Below are 18,812 nucleotides of genomic sequence, written 5' to 3'. Positions count from 1 at the left end.
GGGACGTCACTCATTTTTTGCTAGTTCATTCCCAATTTCAAACTCCCGCAAATACAGGTTTTGAGGGCAAAGGCCCGTCGCTCAGGCCTCCAGGTACTGAGCACCTCGCATGGAGATATTCTTCAATATCCCGGCTGGATTGAGTGAGGGCGGCAAGAGCGTTATCCCCGCCGACAGTTTCCATGGACATGGCCACAGCTACCATGGCTGCGGCCCACCCTTCCGTATAGCTCTCCACCTTTTTCAGTTCCTCCTCAGGAAGGCTATAGCCTCTGGCCTGATAAAAGCGGGAAATTTCTTCTTCCTGAAAACGCAGATCTTGTTCCCCAGCCACTGAGCCTGCCACTTAATCCGCTGCCTGGCCAGGTCCAGTTCCGGCTCCCTCCGCCTGATCAGAATCAGGTGCATTTTAACAGGCAGATAGTCTATCAGATAGGATAGACCTTTGAGAATCGAGGGCTCGCTGATCTCATGGAGATCATCCAAGACCAGCAGGAAATCCGTGGGAGCCTCCGCCAAGCGGTCGATGAGGATGTTGAGGTGGATATGGGCTTTGACCATCTCCGAGGAAGCCAACACATATTCTGTGTCTTTGGCGATGCCGCCGACCATTTTGTCCAGGGCAGCGCCAACATACCGCCAAAAAGTCACAGGCTGATTGTCTCCCCCGTCCAGGGACAGCCAGGCCCAAGGCAGGTCGCATTTACCCAGCCACTCCAGGACGGCGGTGGTTTTTCCGGAGCCTGCGGGGGCGGTGACCAGGGTCAGATGGCATTCCCGGACGCGCCGGAATTTCCTTTGCAGTTTTTCTCGGCTAATGATCTTTTGGTTCACAACCGGTGCCTGAAGTTTAGCTTTCAGCAATGCTCTGCCCCCTTATGCCCCTGCCTTTGGGCTTAGCGTTTCATCTATTATTCTCTAATGTGAACTTCTTCCTTTATTATACAGCACATGGGTCAAATATTGAACGTTAAAAAGCATCGGCCTTCATTCAGCCACCTATTCATACTATATCTCTAAACTATCCAGTATAGCTGCTGCCTGCTTTATCAAATCCCTCTCCTTTGCCGGAAGCTCAGCCAGGAACTTTTGCAAACACTGGCCTAGTCCAATTTCCCTTACCCTTAGCTCATATTGATCTAATGCAGAGGGCATCGGATGTTTTTTAAGCAGCGCTGCTATTTCAGCAGGGTTTAACTCCCTAAAAATGCTGAGAATTTCTTTTTCACTGAGTTCTGCATCCAGTAAAACATCCTCTAAATCGGCAAGAGAATGTATTTCACGTTTGATCAGGGCTTTCTTGTCTGTCAGATAGCGGCATTGCCTAATTTCTTCTAATACCTTACGATAGTTTTCATCCTCCATCTTCTCTCCAAAGGAAAAGACGAGCTTTGGGTTATTTTCCGGATATTTGGGGAGGATGAACACACGGTCCAAGGTTTGCAGCCGGACTGCGTTTTCGATTGCCCCAGCAATTTGAGGCAGACTGCCCCTTAGATACCTTTCTAAGGGCTCGCTCAGCTCCAGCAGCCCGCTCAGTTGACCTACGGATTCCCTGAGAATCCCCTCGATTTGAGGTCTTCTTTTGCCACGAAACAAATCATTGAGGATTTGGAGGGAAGAAGGCACCATCTCCAACCTGCGGATATCCCTGCCGGAAAGGATGCATCCCATAGCCGCAGCTAACACCGGCTCATAAATATTAACGAGGAGCTGTTCATAATGTTCATCGCAGCCACAAAGGAGATGATGAATATCCTCTGCAGAGAATTGAAGGCAAAACAGATTTTCGTAGTAGATGCACTCTAAATACTTCTGAATAAACTCAATCCCAGCCAACCGTTCCAGCCGGTGATGAACAGGATAGTCTGCCGTGATATGAATTTCCTGTGCGGCAAATTCAGGGTAATACAGTTTGAAAAAACCCTTTATGCCGTCCACAATGGTGGAATGGTAAAACACATTTTCCGTTTGCAGCAAATGACTGATAATGGAAGAGTGCAGGATTTTAGTTGACTTTATCAGTCCGTCAATACCCTCACGTCCCTTTTGATAGAGAGGGGAGATGCCGTCTTTTTGTAGTGCAGCCACTGCTTCATCGGGGTTAGGATAGGTCTTTAACCCTACACTGATGGTGAACATAATGGAGGTTAGAAGACTCTGTGCTCCTTCTACCGGGATCGAGGTGCTGCCCCCGCTGTTATACCTCTCTGTTTGCTTTGCCAAAAGTGAGAGGCAGTCAAATTGTATTTTTTCAAGCTGTGTATCGGACAACATTCCCCACACATAGGCTTGCTCAAGTAAGGATTTGAAATAATATTCACTGCTTAATGTTTCCCTCTTGATTCTGCGGATCTTATCAATATCTGCCATATTCATCCTCCTCGTCCTCAGCCAATTGGACAGCATCCTCTGCATAATCCGGAGCATAGCCATAGCGCAAGTTTCGGGCAAGCTTATAGAGTTCCCGCCCCGCCAGCAGTTCAAGAGAGCCTTGGCATATTCCATTAAAAGCATTTTTCATATACTTGATCAAGTCGTCATCGCTGATCAGATCAAGAGTTTCGTTCTTGTAATAATAAAATGTTTCTAAAAGGTCATGCAAGGTTTCTTCATAGTTATGCCTTGAAAGATAAGGTGAGTCGCAAAATTCCTTGATTATCTTGTCAATTACGCCGCCGCCGAATTCAATACGGCCATTTCCTTTTAATGCATAGGAGCGGGTTTCAACCAATGCCAGAGCTTGTGCCTCTGTCAGAACAAGACCAAATTTCACAGTCAGGTCATTGCATTTCATGACTTCACTGACAGCTTGCTTTTCTGCCAGAGCGCCGCTGAACAAAGATAATTCAAAGGCCATAAAAAATAATCCTCCTAATTTAAAAAATAGGTATTGACAACACAAGCAAGATGTGATATGATATAATTAGTTTATTTATATACTGAATTAACTAAGTATTATACAATCACAATTCCTTATTGTCAAGATGAAGCAGACTATTTTTATGGTTTGCTTTTTTTATTTTTAGAAAAACATAACCCCTATTTTAATACTCGCGATCACTGCCGCAAACTCAGTGGTGGTGAAAGACGTTCCCGCATACCATATTGCTGGCAGAAACCCTTGCCAGACGCTCAAAAAAAGATTTGATGATAAACTTATTAATTATCTTCTCGCTGTTAATTGGTGGGATTAGCCTTGCAAAATATTCGCTAACCTTGAAACCCTGTGTAGTGGTGATCTTGAAAAAGTCAAAGAAATCAAGCAGCTTATTTTGAGCAAAATGGGAAACTGATGTACGCGTCAGCTTCCCATTGTTTTTTCATTGTCCTATAACTACCCTGTCGGGTATTCCCGCAGCAATAAGTGTTGCCGCAAATGTGACGGTTTATTTTACTTTGACACGAAGCAAAAACGGAATTATTAAATAAAACGCCATCACAGAGCTGTGATGGCACAGAGGGATACATTCCGGAGAAATATATGGTATAATCACCTCAATATTGAAGTTCGCATTGTTTATATAACCTCATTCTATTTTTCATCATACACCTCGAATAATTGAACGAACGGTTCATTTAATTGGATTATAAATCTATTCCTTTAGAATCGTCAAGCCGTTTGTTTTTCCTTAAGGGCCATGACCCAGTCCTGCCGTCTGCTTTTATAGGGGAAATTAAAAAGCGCATGCGAAGTTTTTTACCCTACACATGCGCTATGCTTCGTTATTTGCTGAATCCTAAACACCCAACCCCATCAACGGGAAAACAAACCGGCGTGAACAGAAAACGGCGACTTTTTAATTTCCACCTATTTCTAATTATAGATTTTTTGACGGGGATTGCAAGGACACTTTTTCAACACTCGATGATAGACTGGCATATCTTCGGCAACCGCAGACACAGCCTCAAGTTTTCCTTCACGAATCATTTCTTCTATACGGAATGCGACCCAGGGATCACCAATTCCAAGTTGATATTTACCAATCACCCGCCCGATAACCTTTGCCTCCTGAAATTCCTCACCTTCTGCTGCGATTTCACGAAGGATAAAGTCATCATAGAGGGTTTCCGGTGCACTGATCAACTGTCCATTCAGCGTGGCCCGCAAAGGTGCGTTCTCCCTTTGAAGCTCTTGCCAATGAGATGCACAGCTTTGTTCAAATACTGGTAGCACAGGCTTTTGCAAGGCAAGATACCGATGCCATTCTCCGGGAGCAACTTCACCCCAACCACTTTTCTGCACGATATTTCCCTTTTCGTCAGCTTCCCATTCCGGGAGCTTGACAATAGAAACCCGTTTACCATGCACTTTCCACTGATTCAACTGCTCCATGAACCAATAGAGTCCACACATTTCATCAGGCTGATTGCTGTACCAGATTCGAAGGGATTCTCCCACTGCTGCGCGTTCCTGAACCGTTTTCAGATCTTCTTTTACCCTTTTAAACATTTCCTGAACCACCTGATGACCCTCGTCATTCGGAAAAACGCTGTATAAGTGTTCCAAAGTCTGCTTCCGCTTGATACCGGGCTGATTCTCCGAAATATCTCCAACGCTCAGCACCAAGTTGAATCCATAGATGTCTGCTGTATTTCCACCCAAGGGGACAGCACTCTCCCACGCTAAGCGTGCCTTTTCCTTTGCTTCTTGTCGGGCAGCTTCAACTTCCTCTTTGGTTGGCTTGCTTCCATCCGCGTGACTAACGATAACGCCAATACACCCACCTTGATATTTCCCCTCGCCATAGTGCTGTGCCACTTTAAGACTTCCACAAGCACTATCGCTGAATACTATTTCAATCATATTATCCTCCTCTCAAATCCATATTTGCTTATATATCGATTATCCTTTAATAAATTCTGGGTGACTTGGCATTTTTAGCCTAATATGGATAATGCGAAACGGAATCCAATTAATTTAAACACCCTATAATGCTCATTTGGTGTAATAAACTATCTATCTCCAATAAATTTACATGCTCGGCATAGGTGCCCCGTAGTAACCAAGTTTATGGAAATTGTATAATTCAAGAATTCTGTTTTCAGGTGCTGCTCCTAACGCAAGCATTACTTCTTTAGCAAACTCCAAAGATGCTGTACCGTTGGCTGTAATAATATTATTATCTCTTACCGCCTGTTGCATGATATATTTTTCTTCTCCTGTGTATGCATTTCCAGCCCATTGCTTTAAGTCATTTAAATCATTACTGGTATGGTTAACCTTATTTAAAACACCAAGTGTACCGAGAAAAGCCGAAGCATCACAGATACCACCCAAAACTTTTCTATTGTTAAATGCATTTTGTACCAAAGGTTTAACCTGCTGTGCAGCCTCATTTCTCCATGACATTCCACCAATTAGAATTAATCCCTCAAAATCTGTTGGAGCTGATTGAATATCATAGTCCGGAAGAACGGTAAATCCTCCTATGGATTGAATGATATCTTTTGTTAATGAAACTGTCTTCACAGAATAGTCATCTTGACCTAAAGATAATATTAATGACGATAGATAAGCGGCTTCCCAATCAGCATATTTATCCAAAATAACAAATAGCACGACTTTTTTCATAATGTAACCACCTCTCATAACTTTATTAATGATGATAACATTTTACCATCTTAGAAAGCTGTGTTGTGTATTCAAAATATAACAATATGAAATTCACTTATGTTTGTTCATATACTCATTATTAGCCTAATTAGTAATATGGATTTTGCGAGGTCCGCTAAATGGGTCTTTGGCGAAGGTAAGTTGTTAACCATTTTAATTTGAGTCCGATATCGAAGATTATGAAAAGAGATATTCATATTAGTGATGGGGCTGGTCCCATAGATTAAAATTGACTCGAAGGAGGTATCCTATGTTATAAGACATGTGCGATGAAAGGCGATTGTAATGGAATTTAACATAACTTTAAATAATGCATGGTGGATTATTCTACCGTCTGTTATACTATTTTTTACCATGCTGTGTCTTGTACTTCTATTTAAACCAATTTTACGCTTAATGATTAAATTAGTCGCTAATGACATGTCCTCTAAATTATTAAGTGAGAAGTACACACAGAATCTTGCAGAATTCATACCATCAATAAAAAGGTTCTCTCTATTAAATGTAATCGAACTAGGTTTACGTGCAGAACACGGGGAAATGATTATGCGTCCACTTGGTTCGCCAAAGCATTTCCTTGGATTCGAAAATCTTATGTTTACTCTAAAGCAAATGAGAAAGCCATTCCTTCATGACGCTACACCGATAGATATGAGTGTCCAGATAGGAATTAAAGCTAAAAAACCGTTGAACATTAAAATTCCCCTAATGATCAGTGCTATGGCATACGGAATGGCTTTGAGCGAGGAGGCAAAAATTGCCTTAGCCAAAGCATCCAAGCAACTTGGAACTGTGACCAATTCTGGCCAAGGTCCGTTTCTCCCTGAAGAAGCTAAAGAGGCGGATAAGTACGTTTTGCAAATTTCTAGATGGCCTTGGGGCGCAAGAACCGACGAACAGATTGAAACCGCAGACATGCTGGAAGTTCTAATGGGACATGGGGCCTATTTGGGGACATCTGCTTTAGAATTTGGAAAAATGCAAGGCAGAGCGCAAGAACTCAGTGGATTGAACCAAGATCAGCAAGCCATACCCTTACCATTACCCCCAGGGGTACAACAGACAAAGGATTGGAAAAACTTTATTAAAACTCTACGCAAAAGAGCGAATGGTAAACCCCTTGCCATTAAACTCATGGCCACTGATGATCTTGAGGATGACCTATCAGAAGCAATTGATCTCGGCTTTGATGTCATTGTATTAGACGGCGCACAAGGTGGTACACACGCGTCTTCTCCCATCACGCAAGATGACTTTGGTATCCCCACTTTAAATGCCTTGATTCGAGCTAGGCGATTCCTTGATAACTGCTTTAAAGGCAAAGATATCACATTAATCATTGGGGGAGGATTCTTTACCCCTGGTCAATGTCTCAAAGCATTGGCACTCGGGGCTGATGCAATTTATTTAGCAACAGTCCCCCTATTCGCCCTTGTCCACAATCAAACTCAAAAAGCTATACCATATGAACCTTTAACAACACTAGTCTATTACGACTCTCCTGCAAAAGCTAAATTTGAAATCGAAGTTGGGGCTACAGGTGTGGTCAATATCCTTAATTCAATGGTCCTCGAAATGGAAGAAGCGATTCGAGCATTAGGTAAATCTTCTCTAAAGGAATTAACTCCAGATGATTTAGTCACGTTAGACCGGGATACTGCTGAAGTTACTGGTGTCAGAAGAGTCTTTTAAACATCTAACATATCCTGAATCCTTGTTATCCTACTAACTGCGATTAATCTATGCTTTTAGAAACTTCCAATTATTAGCCATATCTAACGTTCAAATCCATATAATTATAAACATTATCAATACTTATACTCTATTGACTCCACTATTGCCAAAATCAGGATTAATTTCCTAGCTGGTAATCGTAAACATACACTTCGGATAATTGCTACGCCCTAAAAATCTCCATATTTACCCTTTCTCGTGATTAACTCCCCACATTTGGGACAACTATTAGCGCCAATTTGGTACGCTACTTCAGCTTTCTTTTTATGTATACCTTCGACATGCTGAGTTCTGACTTTTTATTTCGTGTGTCACCCATGAGCGGAAAATCTGGCATCCTATTTCTAATAGCTCGTATAACTGCAAACACTTTCTATAGCCTGAATTCTTCATTATTCTGTAAAAAACCCTGCCAACAACTGTTCCTTTTACAATATTCTTTTAATTATACACTATTAGCACGGACCTCCTCTTGATAGTCTATCTTGCTTAGCTTACTCTGCGTAAAGCATAACACTCAGCTCAGACCATTCTATGTGAAAAAGGAGCGAAGCCTAAGATTCTCTTAGTTCCGCTCCCTTTACTAATATTAATTATCCGCTCAACTGAAACTCTCTTCGATACTATCTTCACACATCAGCTGAAATACAAAAACGTTCCGTTTCATCCTACAACGTTAAGTAAAGTAATGGAGGCTTTCCCATCAATACGCGAAGGCCTCCTTTTACTTATTACGTTTATGTTTGACATCAATCGCTCACTGCTGCCTATTAAACTTCTTCAAGAAATTTAACCTGGATCTTACCCTCTAGTAGATCTTCAAACTTTTGGGCTGCTTCCTGAAAATAAGCTGAACTTCCATGGACATTGATATGTTCTTTGAGGCCGACGCCAATGCTGAAGCTTTGGCACGCTTACAGTTGATGGTTTCAAATCCCGGTTAATAATTACAAGAGTATTTTATGGTACAATGGATTACGAAAAATATAATTCAACTTGTAAAAATCTCATAGAAAGGGTATGTTGCTTTTCTCTTTATGGATTAATCCAAGGGTTTCCAGCGACACGTTGTGGTGAAATGAAGAATAAATTTTCTATTGGCCAAATATCAAAGTTATATAATATCCCCATTAAGACTCTCAGGTATTATGATGAAATAGGACTATTCAAACCCATAGATGTTGATAAAAAAACTGGATACAGGCATTATTCATCTGAACAATTTGAACAATTACATACCATAATCTATTTAAAAATAAGAGGAGTATCTTTAAAAGACATTAAGAATCATTTGGAAAAGAGAAATATAGACTGTTTCCTAGAGCTACTAAAAGAGCAGCAAAGTATAACAGAAAATAAAATTAAGGAGTTTGAAAAGATAAAAATAACACTAAAAAATAGGATTAAAGAAATAGAAGGATCAAAAAATGTACTAAATTTAGATACTGTAACAATAAATGAACTTCAGGAAAGAAAAATTTTAAAACTAACAGAAAAAATTTGTAGTGAACGGGAATTAGAGTTATTCTTGAAAAAACTAGAAAACAATGTTATTTCGCCAGGGCACATAATTGTAGGTAAGGTTGGGCTTACCGTTTCTAAAGATAAGATAATGCAAATGATCTTTGATGAGTACAATTCCATATTTGTATTATTAGAAGAATGTATTGAAAACAATATATTTATAGAGACAATAAAACAAGGTTCTTATGCCTGTGTTTGTTTCAGGGGCGGCCGCAGCGAATCTCCAAAATACTATAAAATGATCCTTGAATACTTGGATGAAAATGGTTTAGAAATTATTGGAGATTCAATCGAACGGACAATAATTAACCAATTTATTTCTGAAGATAAAAGCTACCATCTTACCGAAATTCAAATACCTGTAAGAAAACTATTGACCCTCCAGTAACTGGATAGTTTAAAATAAGTATAGCAAGTTTTTGTCCTTCAAATTTTGCTATATTAATGGAGGGGTAACTATGATAGCAATTTTTTTACAATCAGTACTAATTGGGTATTCGGGGGCGATGATGCCAGGACCTATGTTTACATATACAGTAGATAGAAGTATACGCCATGGAGTGAAGACGGGGTTGATTGTATCTCTTGGACATTCTCTTCTTGACTTGATTTTAGTAATTATAATATTTCTTGGAGCTGGAAAATATCTCTCTACAGATATGGCCAGAGCTATCATAGGGCTCGTAGGCGGAGTGGTTTTGGAATTTCTTGGATTTGGAATGATAAAGGATGTATATTTGAACAAAATTTCATTGGATACCAAAGACAGCAAAAGTGGTAAACAAGGGAATATGTTTTTAGCAGGTGCAGTATTAAGTGCATCCAATCCGTATTTCATCATCTGGTGGTCTGCTGTTGGTCTTGCATTAATAATGAATGCTTACTATACTTTGGGTATTATGGGTATCGGAGTATTTTATATCGGACATATTCTAGCTGATATTTCCTGGTTTACCTTTGTTGCTGCTCTTGTAAGCAAAACAAGGCGCCTAATCAATATTAAAGTATATAAGGTTATAATAGTTGTTTTAGCAGTTTGCCTTATAGCTTTTGGAGTAAGCTTCTTCGCAAGCAGTATTCGATATATATCACAATTTTTTCAATTTCAGGCACCTCTGCTTTTACTCGGCGGAACGATCCGTTCTGTCTAATACGGTGAGCATTTTCAGCAGCTCATCGTAGGCTTTGATCATGTTATCGCGGTGTCTTTCACCTGTTGCTCCAGGCTTTTGGTCTGAGTGGTTAATTGGGCGGGTTCGCTGCTTTTCAAGTTCAGGTCTTTTTTCTCCTGAATGGCCTGTTCTCTGTCCTTGACAGCCTGCTGCACTTCCAATTTGATCATGCTCTCAACATCATGCTCCGCAATAAACTCCTCCCGCTCCTCTTCCGGGATCCCCAGGAAGAGGAGCGCCTGGGTGTAGGTCAGATTCGTCATATTTTTTCGACAGTGATTTATTTTCCCATCTAGAGCAGGAAATTAAGTAGTTTATGCAAAAAAACCTCGTAGATTTTTCAAAGAAAATCTTACAAGGTTTTTTTGTTCTCACAGAAAAAGAGGCGCCTTTTGAACTGCACTCAGTTCTTTAGGCGCCTCCTTCTTTTGTCTTTATTCCCGAACACTGGAAAAGCTATCGTTTCCCTTTATGCGCCAGGGATAAAAGGAACTGTTAACTGGGATGATTTACAACACAAGAAAAGTTTTGATAGCAATAAAGTTCAGTTTCATGGCAGCCGAAAATAATGACTTTCACGAAATTCCTCCCTCAACAGATAAGATATAACCCCAGTTCGTAATGACTACACAAAATATGGATTATAGAAGATAGAAATCCTGGACAATCGCTAACCTTACGCTCCCCAGGGAAATATAAAGAAATATCTATTTATATCCATTCTCAGGCTCCCGTACTCCAATGGGCATTATTTGAGTCGATTATTTCCTTGAGTTTGATATTTTGATTAATAAACTGTGCATTACTCTTTTCATTCTTTAGGTGTAGGGCATTTTGTGGACAGTGGTGAATGCACGCATAACAGGAATCACATATATGCAAAAACTGGGGTTTTCGCTCCACTACTATATTGTTCTTCGGGCAAACCTTTTCACAAATCTTGCATCCATTGCAACTATCCTGGATAATAAATTTCTTATCACCACTATCAATCATTTTAGAGTTATAAACACGATGGGTCATCCTTGAAAGTATACTTGAGGTCATTCCCTTCCTGGTAAGTAAGTTCGTACCAAAGTACTGCAAAAATTGGCATTGCTAGAAGTGCTGCCCAAATGATGGATAAAGAAAACTTGGTTGGCGCCCGCTAAAGATTCCGCAGAGCCTGCCTGAGTCCCCCAAAGTTCTGCTCCCATAGTACACTATGTACAATTTATACTTTCTATATTATATTGGAGGTTTTATCGACAACGTAGTTCGCCAAAAGCCACAAGTAGTCAAAAGAAATCGTGATGTAATTGTGGCTCTTTCAAAAGATACTTTAAAAGATGCATCCGATGGCCTCAGATAACACCAGCTCATAAATATTAACGAGCAGCTGTTCAATTCCCATTGCACCACGAACTGGAGCTTAAAAATTCGGCGGTTTTGAGATAACTAATCTAGATTAGTCAGACCTCAAAACTGCCGAATTTTCAATCTCCAAACCTTGCCATCTATCAATTGACCCAAAGATAACTGAGGAAATGTTGTCCTCAGCTCTTATTACCTGCATGAATATTATTCCCCCTCTATTTTAGCTCCAGCCCCTCTCTCTCAACTAGCACTTCATTATTTAGCTCAGCAAATAGTTTCGCAACTCCAACATGCCACATCTTGTCCTCGGCATATTTTGTATTTATCCAAACTATCGGATCTACCGACAATGGTCTATTTTTATTAAGAGTTGCTACTAAATTTGCCGCGATTCGGGACGAATCTAGAATATTGGTATTATAAACTTGCCAACTACCATAGACATTAAATGGGTTGTTTGCGATCAGTCTAGCATTTCTAGTAGTTTTAGGAACAAAAGATTGTTCTTGGCCTGCGATTGCAAATAGTAATAATGGATTAATATCATATTCTCGAGAAGCTTGCATTATTGCAGAAAAATAAGGTTCCACACAAAGCAAGGACCCCCTTTTTGATAAGTATTGAATTAAACTGGCCTCATCTACTTGACAATATTGGAGTTCATACACCAGCTGCTCTTGAACGATACTTTGTTGATGATTAATCTCTTGGGAAGCGAAAGCTTCCTGACCATTAACGCTGTTATCTTGCCTTATAAAAAATTGAACTAAATTTAATAATACAATCAGAAATAACGAAGCAACTAAAATTTGATATGAAATACTCTCTTTAACTATCGTTCCTTTTAAATATTTATGAGCAGCACGAACTCTCTCAACAAAATAAACTATGAAATTGGAGGTATCCTTCAAAGCGGTTGGATGATTATAGTTATCAGCTTTCAGATTAATTATGGATTTACCGATTATGTATTCTAATTCAGATTCTACATACTGATTATAAGAATCAGAGACCCTTGTCAGTAATAGGTCAATATGTTTTTCTTCAACCGGATGTGAGCAATTTTTATTAAGCCAATTAATAAGTAAGGCCTTAAAATTTTCCCCAGTGTCTTTTATAAATAGACATGCCCTAAATATATCTGATCCGTTGATGTTGTAATTTCCAGTTAATACCGCCCGTTGAAGAACTTCATATTTCACTTGATCTCTAATTTCTTTATTGAAGTCCTGTATATACTTATCAATGACTTTATCAAGTGTATCAGCAAGAATTATTGATCGCTGCTCTATACTGGCCGCAGGATATTTTTTTTGAATATAATTTCTAAATAATACTATTTGATTACTTTGTAAAACTTCGAATTGCTTTAGTTCAGCTATAAATTCCATTAAGATCATCCTCTAATTAACTAAAGTTCAAAAAATCCCTCTCAATTCCCTTGAACCTTTCGCTAACTTCTTGTTCCAGACATTAAGCATCAGATTTCCAAATATAATTCCACGTCTTTCCTATATTTCCTCTTTAGATTCCTCTATATGTTCAATATAAACAAAAATAACCACCGTCGGAGCCGCCTCTATCAAAGCCAGCCGTAATGGTAACCGCTTCGCCCGGCATGGAAAAGGTTGTTTTCGCGTTACCCGCATTAGCAATTGTTCCCCCGGTGACCAGGGTCGAATATTGAAAGTTAAAAAGCATCTGCCTTCATTCAGCAGATGCCCTAATAATTTTAAATTGTCTTGATAATTTCTTGAACTCTGCCAATTTTCCCATCCTCAAGTCTTACTTTAATTCCCCTCGGATGTTTCTGGGAGTTTGTCAGGATATCTTTGACAATGCCACGCGTCCTTTTTCCTGTTCTTTGGTCTTCTTTTAAAACAATATCTACTGTGATTCCAGCATGAATATTACTTCTTACTTGGCCGTCCAATCTTATTAGTCCTCCTTGATAATTTCAGTCATTGCAGCACGTTTGCAATGCAGACATAAAACTTGCTTTCCCCCTGCCACGTTTCAGTCCGTCAATGAAATCCCCCTTATTTATTAATGTATAAAATTCTTTCATTTTCCGTTTGTGAAGCGTCTTCAACTTTGTTGTAGATTAAGTTTTAGGCAGATTAGACAAAACTTTTTTCTTTTTTATCTAGCCGGAGTAATTTCCATCCAATTAAAGATACTGACCAAACCAAAACAAACATACCTACAAGAATAAACCCCATTTTATTAAAATTCAAGTTTTGTATCCAAAGCCAAAAACCACTGTTGCGCCCGCTTTCTTGGGCAAACACCTGGAACACTTCGATTATACCTATGACTCCTGCTGCTATGATTGAAAGACCAGTGATGGTTAGGTTATAATAAACTTTCCTTAAAGGAGATGAAAGTACCCATTGATATGCTGTAGACATGAAAAAGCCGTCTAATGTATCCATCATACTCATACCAGCAGTAAAAAGAATCGGGAAAGATAAGACAGCAACCCAAGGTATGCCTTTGGCTGAGGCGGCTGCCGATGTAGCAAGAACTGCTATTTGTGTTGCGGTATCAAATCCAAGTCCAAACAAGAACCCTACTATATAAATATGCCAATTCTTACTAACAAGGTTAAATAAACGGTTTATTGTACGATTTATAACCCCTTTATCTTCTCGCTCGGCAGTTTCTGCGTGATACGTTCCATCACGCATGCTACTGAAAGTTTTAAGGATATCCTTTAAAATAATAAAATTTACAGTTGCTAGTATAAGAAGGAAAACACCTGAAACTGAAGTAGCAATAACCCCACCGATGGCCTGGAATTGAGGAAGTGCTTTTTGCGCCCATTCAACTGCAAAAATAGTAAGCATCCCCATAATCATTACCACGGTTGAATGTCCACATGAAAAGAAAAATCCTACACCTATAGTCTTTTTTCGTTGTTGAACTAGCTTACGAGTCATATTATCAATAGCCGCAATGTGATCTACATCAAAAGCATGACTAAGTCCAAAAGTATAAGATATTAAGGCCAATCCCAGAAGTTCCGGATATTTAAAGACACCTGTGGCGAGTAGGATCAATCCGGTAAGAAGTATAGTTAATACAGCTGATCCGTACTTTAGCGCATCTAAATGTTTCCAGTTTAAAATACCACCCATTATTACGCCTCCAATTATTTATACTAGATAAAAAACGAACCCCTTTACCACATATAATGGTAAAGGGGTTAACTATTATCTGACAGCAATAATAATCAAGAATACATAGATAATATACCTCCCTAACATCTCGTAGGTAGTTTTGACTTCGGCATAAGCAGGTCTCCTGGCTTAAGATCTTCATCAACTTACGTCTTCCCGGGAATAGATCCCCAGTGACATTTTGTAAGCAAACTCCCTTTTACAGTGGCGAGTACCGCATCAGCTTAACTGACTTCCCTTTTCAATTCTTTCCCTCAGGAAAGAATCACTCATCCGTTGATATTCAATTACTTTAAATGTTAACACAACTTACGATAACCTGTCCAGTACAATAATAACCTCCTAACACGGTTTTTTTCAATGTGCCCATTTACCATAATTAAACAAATGCCAACGTCTATGGCGTGTTGGCTTATGCTGATCGCTTACTGTTGTTGCACTTGAATAGGCATTATGAGAAAATAATTGCAATTATATGCGAAAGAAGGTTAGGAAATGTTCATCTTTGCAATCTCTTCAATCGCTTCGATTTTTGCGATTATGAACCCAATTGCCAATGTACCTATTTTTATGGCGCTTACCAGCGATCAAACTCAGGCTGAGCAAAGAAGCTTAGCACGACGTTCAACTCTAATAGCCTTTTTTATTGTTTTGTTTTTTGCCATTTTAGGCCCAGCTATTCTAAAAATTCTAGGTATTACACTTGACGCATTTCGGGTCGCTGGAGGTATTCTCCTTTTCTTCATTGCTTTCAATCTTCTTCAAGGAAAGTCATCCCACATCCATCATCCCAGCCCCGATGAACATACGGAAAGCATCGAGAAAGATGATATTGCTGTTGTGCCTCTCGCAACTCCTATTTTAGCCGGGCCTGGTACAATCACAACGGTAATGGCCTTATCTGGAAGTTATGCTTCAATTTTGACAGGAACCGTAATCGTAATGGCAGCTTTTGCACTTGTTCTATTGGTAACCTTCTTACTTTTTTATAATGCTCCATGGGTACAAGAGCATTTGCCACAAACAACAATAAACTTAATTACTAGAATGATGGGACTTCTACTTACTGTGATTGCTGTACAAATGACTTCTGCAGGTATCATCGGACTCTTCCCGGGTCTGGGTTGACTGGCGGTTTATTTTTCACTTCTTATGATATTAGTTTTGTCTAGTGAGGTGATCAGCTCTGCCTAACTTTCCACCGCTGAACTGATAACCCATTAAATTTGTATTGTGCATTTTGCTCCAACTCACCTTACTTTTGGTAACGTAAAAATACCCAACGAAATCAGTATAGCATCCTCTATCTGCCAACTGAGGGTCAGTTATAATATTTCCTGACTCATCAACATCAGTTACAGAACCGAACCCAAGTTTATCAGACCATGTTCCATTAGGATTTAATCTGTACCAATGATAATCACTATTATCATAAGAATCTCCTGGGAAAACTGCCAGTGCAACCATATATGCATTTTCGGGAATTTTTACACCTTGCTTCGCCTCTATAAATGAATAACCAATAATACTCATATCCTCAGTGATAGTTTCTACAAGTTCTTTATCTGATTCTTTTGTCCCATCGTAGGAATTCAAGGTAAAATCTTGGTAAGACAGAAGTCCTGGTTGTAGTCCTAAATGTGTTGGAAACTGCGTACCATTCCGTGGGTCCCTAGTTAAATCAAAAGCATATGCATAGCAATTTGTAGTATCCTTAATCCACCAAAGCCAATTCCAATACTGGGGAAAATATGCTGGTGCATTTTTCTTACACTCATTTACCGCATTTTTCAGCCAATCCTGAGATGTTAAATTTTGTTCAACATTAATCTGTTGTTGTAATCCACTACCATGTAAGTATAAACTCATTAGCACTAGAATGATAAATAATAAAGAATAACGACGAATCATAGACTGTTTCATAATGCCTTAAATCCTCAAACCAAGATTTTTAAGATAGGAATAATTACTCGCATTTTTCCTTGAGGTGTGCTCCATAATTGAGGCAATTGTTAATTGAAAGACATTTATCGGAGAATGTTGTAATTATAAAATTTCTAGCTGAATCTGACCTTAGGAATTACTGAATGATTACTGAAAAATAAGGAAGCTGGCTCAATTTTACCGTTGAGCCAGCTTGGTCCTCTCCCTTGCATTGGTTAGCCAGTAATCGAAGGGAATTAATTTTGAGATTGTTCTCTGAGCACCATGCAGCAGCGGTTTGGCTAGAAGCACGAAAGGTGCTAACCTGCTGGTACTTATTCCAATTCATACTCTGGCAGGCATTGTACTCCCCCGCCTTAAACACAAATACTACTCAACCTTTGAAACAACTCTAAGGTTTAGACAATTCCCAAGTCGTCCCGATCTCGAAGCATATACTTTTTAAAAGAAGTCAGACTAGCAATCCAATAAAGCAGACCCCCAAAAATCGCAGTAAAGCCGCTTCCCGTAGTGAGAAGGAAAATAGTACTCTTAATCGAACCATTAAACGGATTGTAAATAAAAAGAATAGCTACAGCAAATGTGATGATCACGCAGGCAATACCAACTAGGTTAATCCCATTTGAATAGTTGTAAGCATCATGTCCTTTAATGAAATAAGCTGATTTCAACGACAGCTTGCGTTTTCGTACAATCAAATAGTCAACTACTATCATGCCGATAATTGGTCCTTGGATGTATGCAGCAAGAGAAATGAAAGCTCCGAAGTGTTCAGCCACACCGCCCCATATTGTCAATAAACTAACATAAATAAAAGCTATAATTACAAGCAGACGGTAGCTGATTTTGGGCAATCCGCTCTTTACAATCATGCAATTAACATAGGAACCGGTTCCCTGTGTACCAACATTTGCAAAAGCAACCAACAATAAGCTAATAAGTGAGAAACCGAAGCCGCCGAGTGTCGCAAGTATTTTAGTCGGGTCACTTTCATATACACCTGTGTGAACAAACATAGCAAGAGCCATTACACCGCCTGCAGCGACAAAGAACGGGGCAACTACACCGTAAGAAAGCGCTGTAGCCCAATAACCGCTTCTTTCAGTTTTAGCAAGACGCGGCATTACCAGAGCCTGAGTAGACCAAGAGAAAGCAAATGCTACGTTTCCTTCGGCAGAAAGCATAAAATTCTGCAGCGGGCTAGTTCCGGATCCTAAAACTGGTTTGACTGCTGCAATGTCGGCCAAAGGAACTGAAGTGAAACAAAGCATAACTATAATTGCTCCGGCGCAAAGTAAAGCTGTTACAAGGAATCGATTTGTCCACCTAATGACATTAGGACCACCAAGTGCTATTAATGTACCCAGTACAACGCAAAGGGTCCCCAATACCGGCTCCCATATTGCCTCATTTAATATAAGACCAAAAGTCCCAGCAAGGTTAATCATCGATGTTGCAAATAAATTGGCGCACACAGCATACCAGCCAAAGTTCGCCAAACTAATTACTGTTGCCAATACAGCAACCCCTTTGCCACCTAATACCGAGCGCAGCCAAATCCATAAGTCAATTCCATACCGCACCGCAAATAAGACCGGCAGACATGCAATCAGGATCCATATAATATTAAAGCAGAAGATATTGATAAGCATCTGCTTAAAGCCAAGGAACTGTGCAACATATGCGCCTTGAGTATAGCACCACGTTGCAATACCAAAACCACTCGTAGTAAGGAAAAGGTCCATAAAGGAGTATTGGCGGTCTCCCTTCAGCATCGGTACGACACCCATTACTGTTTCCTGTTGTATATAATTCGAATTCATAGACATTATTGGATCACCCCAATCATGCATAAAGCAATCAACAAAATACACACTGTGATACTGACGATGATAGCCAGCACATCGCCCTTACCAATCGTCTTCGGAAATTCGTAATCAGCTTGCTCCATCAGTTCAAGACGTCGCTTTGTTTCGTTGTAAATCAGTTCTTCAATTGTTTGCGTTTCCATTAGAAGACCTCCTTCTATTTTGTTCTATGTTCTATGATCAGAAAAACAAATCATTAGGAGTACGTATTTATGCATAAATATTCTGAATTATTTGAGATATGCATTCAAACAACAGCATTTACTAAATTCAACTGCATAATGGATATCTTCTCTGGACTTTTTCACGCTGTGATCACAATTTTGTTTAACCCGTTGATATTCTGCAACAGCCTATTAGGTAACTGTGAAAAAACAAGCTCCACCCTTAATCAGTGGAGCTTGTTTTAAAAATA

Annotated in this window: 18 protein-coding genes, 1 pseudogene and 1 riboswitch; of the genes and pseudogenes, 5 read left to right on the top strand and 14 right to left on the bottom strand. The window is 39.6% G+C overall.

What is annotated here, in order from left to right:
• Positions 1-37: 37 nt before the first annotated feature.
• From DESOR_RS11905 to DESOR_RS11890, 4 genes are all read right to left on the bottom strand, one after another.
• A complete protein-coding gene (locus DESOR_RS11905) occupies positions 38-238 on the bottom strand; it encodes a hypothetical protein (protein WP_014184839.1) in 201 nt (66 codons plus the stop codon).
• A gap of 5 nt (positions 239-243) precedes the next feature.
• Positions 244-864: a MalT transcriptional regulator family protein gene (locus tag DESOR_RS11900; RefSeq protein ID WP_014184838.1), complete on the bottom strand. Its 621-nt coding sequence runs from the start codon at positions 862-864 to the stop codon at positions 244-246.
• A gap of 144 nt (positions 865-1,008) precedes the next feature.
• Positions 1,009-2,373 carry a DUF6179 domain-containing protein gene (locus DESOR_RS11895; RefSeq protein WP_014184837.1) on the bottom strand — a complete coding sequence of 455 codons (1,365 nt, stop codon included), beginning with the start codon at positions 2,371-2,373 and terminating at the stop codon, positions 1,009-1,011.
• Positions 2,360-2,860, bottom strand: a complete 501-nt coding sequence (locus DESOR_RS11890; protein ID WP_014184836.1) for a DUF6323 family protein — start codon at positions 2,858-2,860, stop codon at positions 2,360-2,362. Before DESOR_RS11890 ends, DESOR_RS11895 begins: the two co-directional genes overlap by 14 nt.
• A gap of 196 nt (positions 2,861-3,056) precedes the next feature.
• Here DESOR_RS11890 and DESOR_RS30280 point away from each other — a divergent pair.
• Positions 3,057-3,296, top strand: a pseudogene (locus DESOR_RS30280) (acetyltransferase); the annotation flags it as partial.
• A gap of 521 nt (positions 3,297-3,817) precedes the next feature.
• Here DESOR_RS30280 and DESOR_RS11885 read toward each other — a convergent pair.
• Both DESOR_RS11885 and DESOR_RS11880 read right to left on the bottom strand, forming a co-directional pair.
• Positions 3,818-4,807: a DUF3658 domain-containing protein gene (locus DESOR_RS11885; protein WP_014184835.1), complete on the bottom strand. Its 990-nt coding sequence runs from the start codon at positions 4,805-4,807 to the stop codon at positions 3,818-3,820.
• 168 nt (positions 4,808-4,975) lie between these two features.
• Positions 4,976-5,575, bottom strand: coding sequence for a type 1 glutamine amidotransferase family protein (locus DESOR_RS11880; RefSeq protein ID WP_014184834.1), 600 nt, complete (start codon positions 5,573-5,575; stop codon positions 4,976-4,978).
• 327 nt (positions 5,576-5,902) lie between these two features.
• On the opposite strand from DESOR_RS11880, the gene DESOR_RS11875 reads away from it, so the two are divergent.
• The 3 genes from DESOR_RS11875 (at position 5,903) to DESOR_RS11865 (ending at position 10,026) form a co-directional block, all read left to right on the top strand.
• Positions 5,903-7,309 carry an FMN-binding glutamate synthase family protein gene (locus tag DESOR_RS11875; protein ID WP_014184833.1) on the top strand — a complete coding sequence of 469 codons (1,407 nt, stop codon included), beginning with the start codon at positions 5,903-5,905 and terminating at the stop codon, positions 7,307-7,309.
• 1,012 nt (positions 7,310-8,321) lie between these two features.
• Complete coding sequence (locus DESOR_RS11870) at positions 8,322-9,263, top strand: MerR family transcriptional regulator (RefSeq protein ID WP_014184832.1); 942 nt, start codon at positions 8,322-8,324, stop codon at positions 9,261-9,263.
• A gap of 70 nt (positions 9,264-9,333) precedes the next feature.
• On the top strand, positions 9,334-10,026 hold the full coding sequence (locus tag DESOR_RS11865) for a LysE family transporter (RefSeq protein WP_014184831.1): 693 nt from the start codon (positions 9,334-9,336) through the stop codon (positions 10,024-10,026).
• Between the two features lie 38 nt (positions 10,027-10,064).
• On the opposite strand, the gene DESOR_RS11860 is transcribed toward DESOR_RS11865, so the two are convergent.
• The 5 genes from DESOR_RS11860 to DESOR_RS11840 all read right to left on the bottom strand — a co-directional run bounded on the left by DESOR_RS11860 (position 10,065) and on the right by DESOR_RS11840 (position 14,543).
• Positions 10,065-10,310, bottom strand: coding sequence for a DUF3102 domain-containing protein (locus tag DESOR_RS11860; RefSeq protein WP_042331134.1), 246 nt, complete (start codon positions 10,308-10,310; stop codon positions 10,065-10,067).
• Between the two features lie 460 nt (positions 10,311-10,770).
• Positions 10,771-11,094 carry an EFR1 family ferrodoxin gene (locus tag DESOR_RS11855; protein WP_081468496.1) on the bottom strand — a complete coding sequence of 108 codons (324 nt, stop codon included), beginning with the start codon at positions 11,092-11,094 and terminating at the stop codon, positions 10,771-10,773.
• Positions 11,095-11,618: 524 nt separating this feature from the next.
• Entirely contained in the window at positions 11,619-12,794 is a 1,176-nt protein-coding gene (locus tag DESOR_RS27385; protein ID WP_014184829.1) for a hypothetical protein, read from the bottom strand.
• 341 nt (positions 12,795-13,135) lie between these two features.
• Positions 13,136-13,336 carry a YwbE family protein gene (locus DESOR_RS11845; protein WP_014184828.1) on the bottom strand — a complete coding sequence of 67 codons (201 nt, stop codon included), beginning with the start codon at positions 13,334-13,336 and terminating at the stop codon, positions 13,136-13,138.
• A gap of 187 nt (positions 13,337-13,523) precedes the next feature.
• Positions 13,524-14,543: a HoxN/HupN/NixA family nickel/cobalt transporter gene (locus tag DESOR_RS11840; protein ID WP_014184827.1), complete on the bottom strand. Its 1,020-nt coding sequence runs from the start codon at positions 14,541-14,543 to the stop codon at positions 13,524-13,526.
• Positions 14,544-14,682: 139 nt separating this feature from the next.
• A riboswitch (cobalamin riboswitch) is annotated at positions 14,683-14,873 on the bottom strand.
• A gap of 207 nt (positions 14,874-15,080) precedes the next feature.
• On the opposite strand from DESOR_RS11840, the gene DESOR_RS11835 reads away from it, so the two are divergent.
• Positions 15,081-15,713, top strand: coding sequence for a MarC family protein (locus tag DESOR_RS11835; protein ID WP_014184826.1), 633 nt, complete (start codon positions 15,081-15,083; stop codon positions 15,711-15,713).
• A 30-nt stretch (positions 15,714-15,743) separates the two neighbouring features.
• Here DESOR_RS11835 and DESOR_RS11830 read toward each other — a convergent pair whose 3' ends face one another.
• The 3 genes from DESOR_RS11830 to DESOR_RS11820 form a co-directional block, all read right to left on the bottom strand.
• The gene (locus DESOR_RS11830) at positions 15,744-16,508 is read right to left on the bottom strand and encodes a hypothetical protein (protein ID WP_014184825.1); all 765 of its coding nucleotides are present in this window, start codon (positions 16,506-16,508) and stop codon (positions 15,744-15,746) included.
• Between the two features lie 419 nt (positions 16,509-16,927).
• A complete protein-coding gene (locus DESOR_RS11825; protein WP_014184824.1) occupies positions 16,928-18,358 on the bottom strand; it encodes a cytosine permease in 1,431 nt (476 codons plus the stop codon).
• On the bottom strand, positions 18,358-18,540 hold the full coding sequence (locus DESOR_RS11820; RefSeq protein WP_014184823.1) for a hypothetical protein: 183 nt from the start codon (positions 18,538-18,540) through the stop codon (positions 18,358-18,360). Before DESOR_RS11820 ends, DESOR_RS11825 begins: the two co-directional genes overlap by 1 nt.
• Positions 18,541-18,812 lie beyond the last annotated feature (272 nt).

Source organism: Desulfosporosinus orientis DSM 765 (assembly GCF_000235605.1).
Classification (GTDB): domain Bacteria; phylum Bacillota; class Desulfitobacteriia; order Desulfitobacteriales; family Desulfitobacteriaceae; genus Desulfosporosinus; species Desulfosporosinus orientis.
Note: the sequence above shows the minus strand (reverse complement) of the source record. Positions and strands in the feature narration are given on the sequence as shown.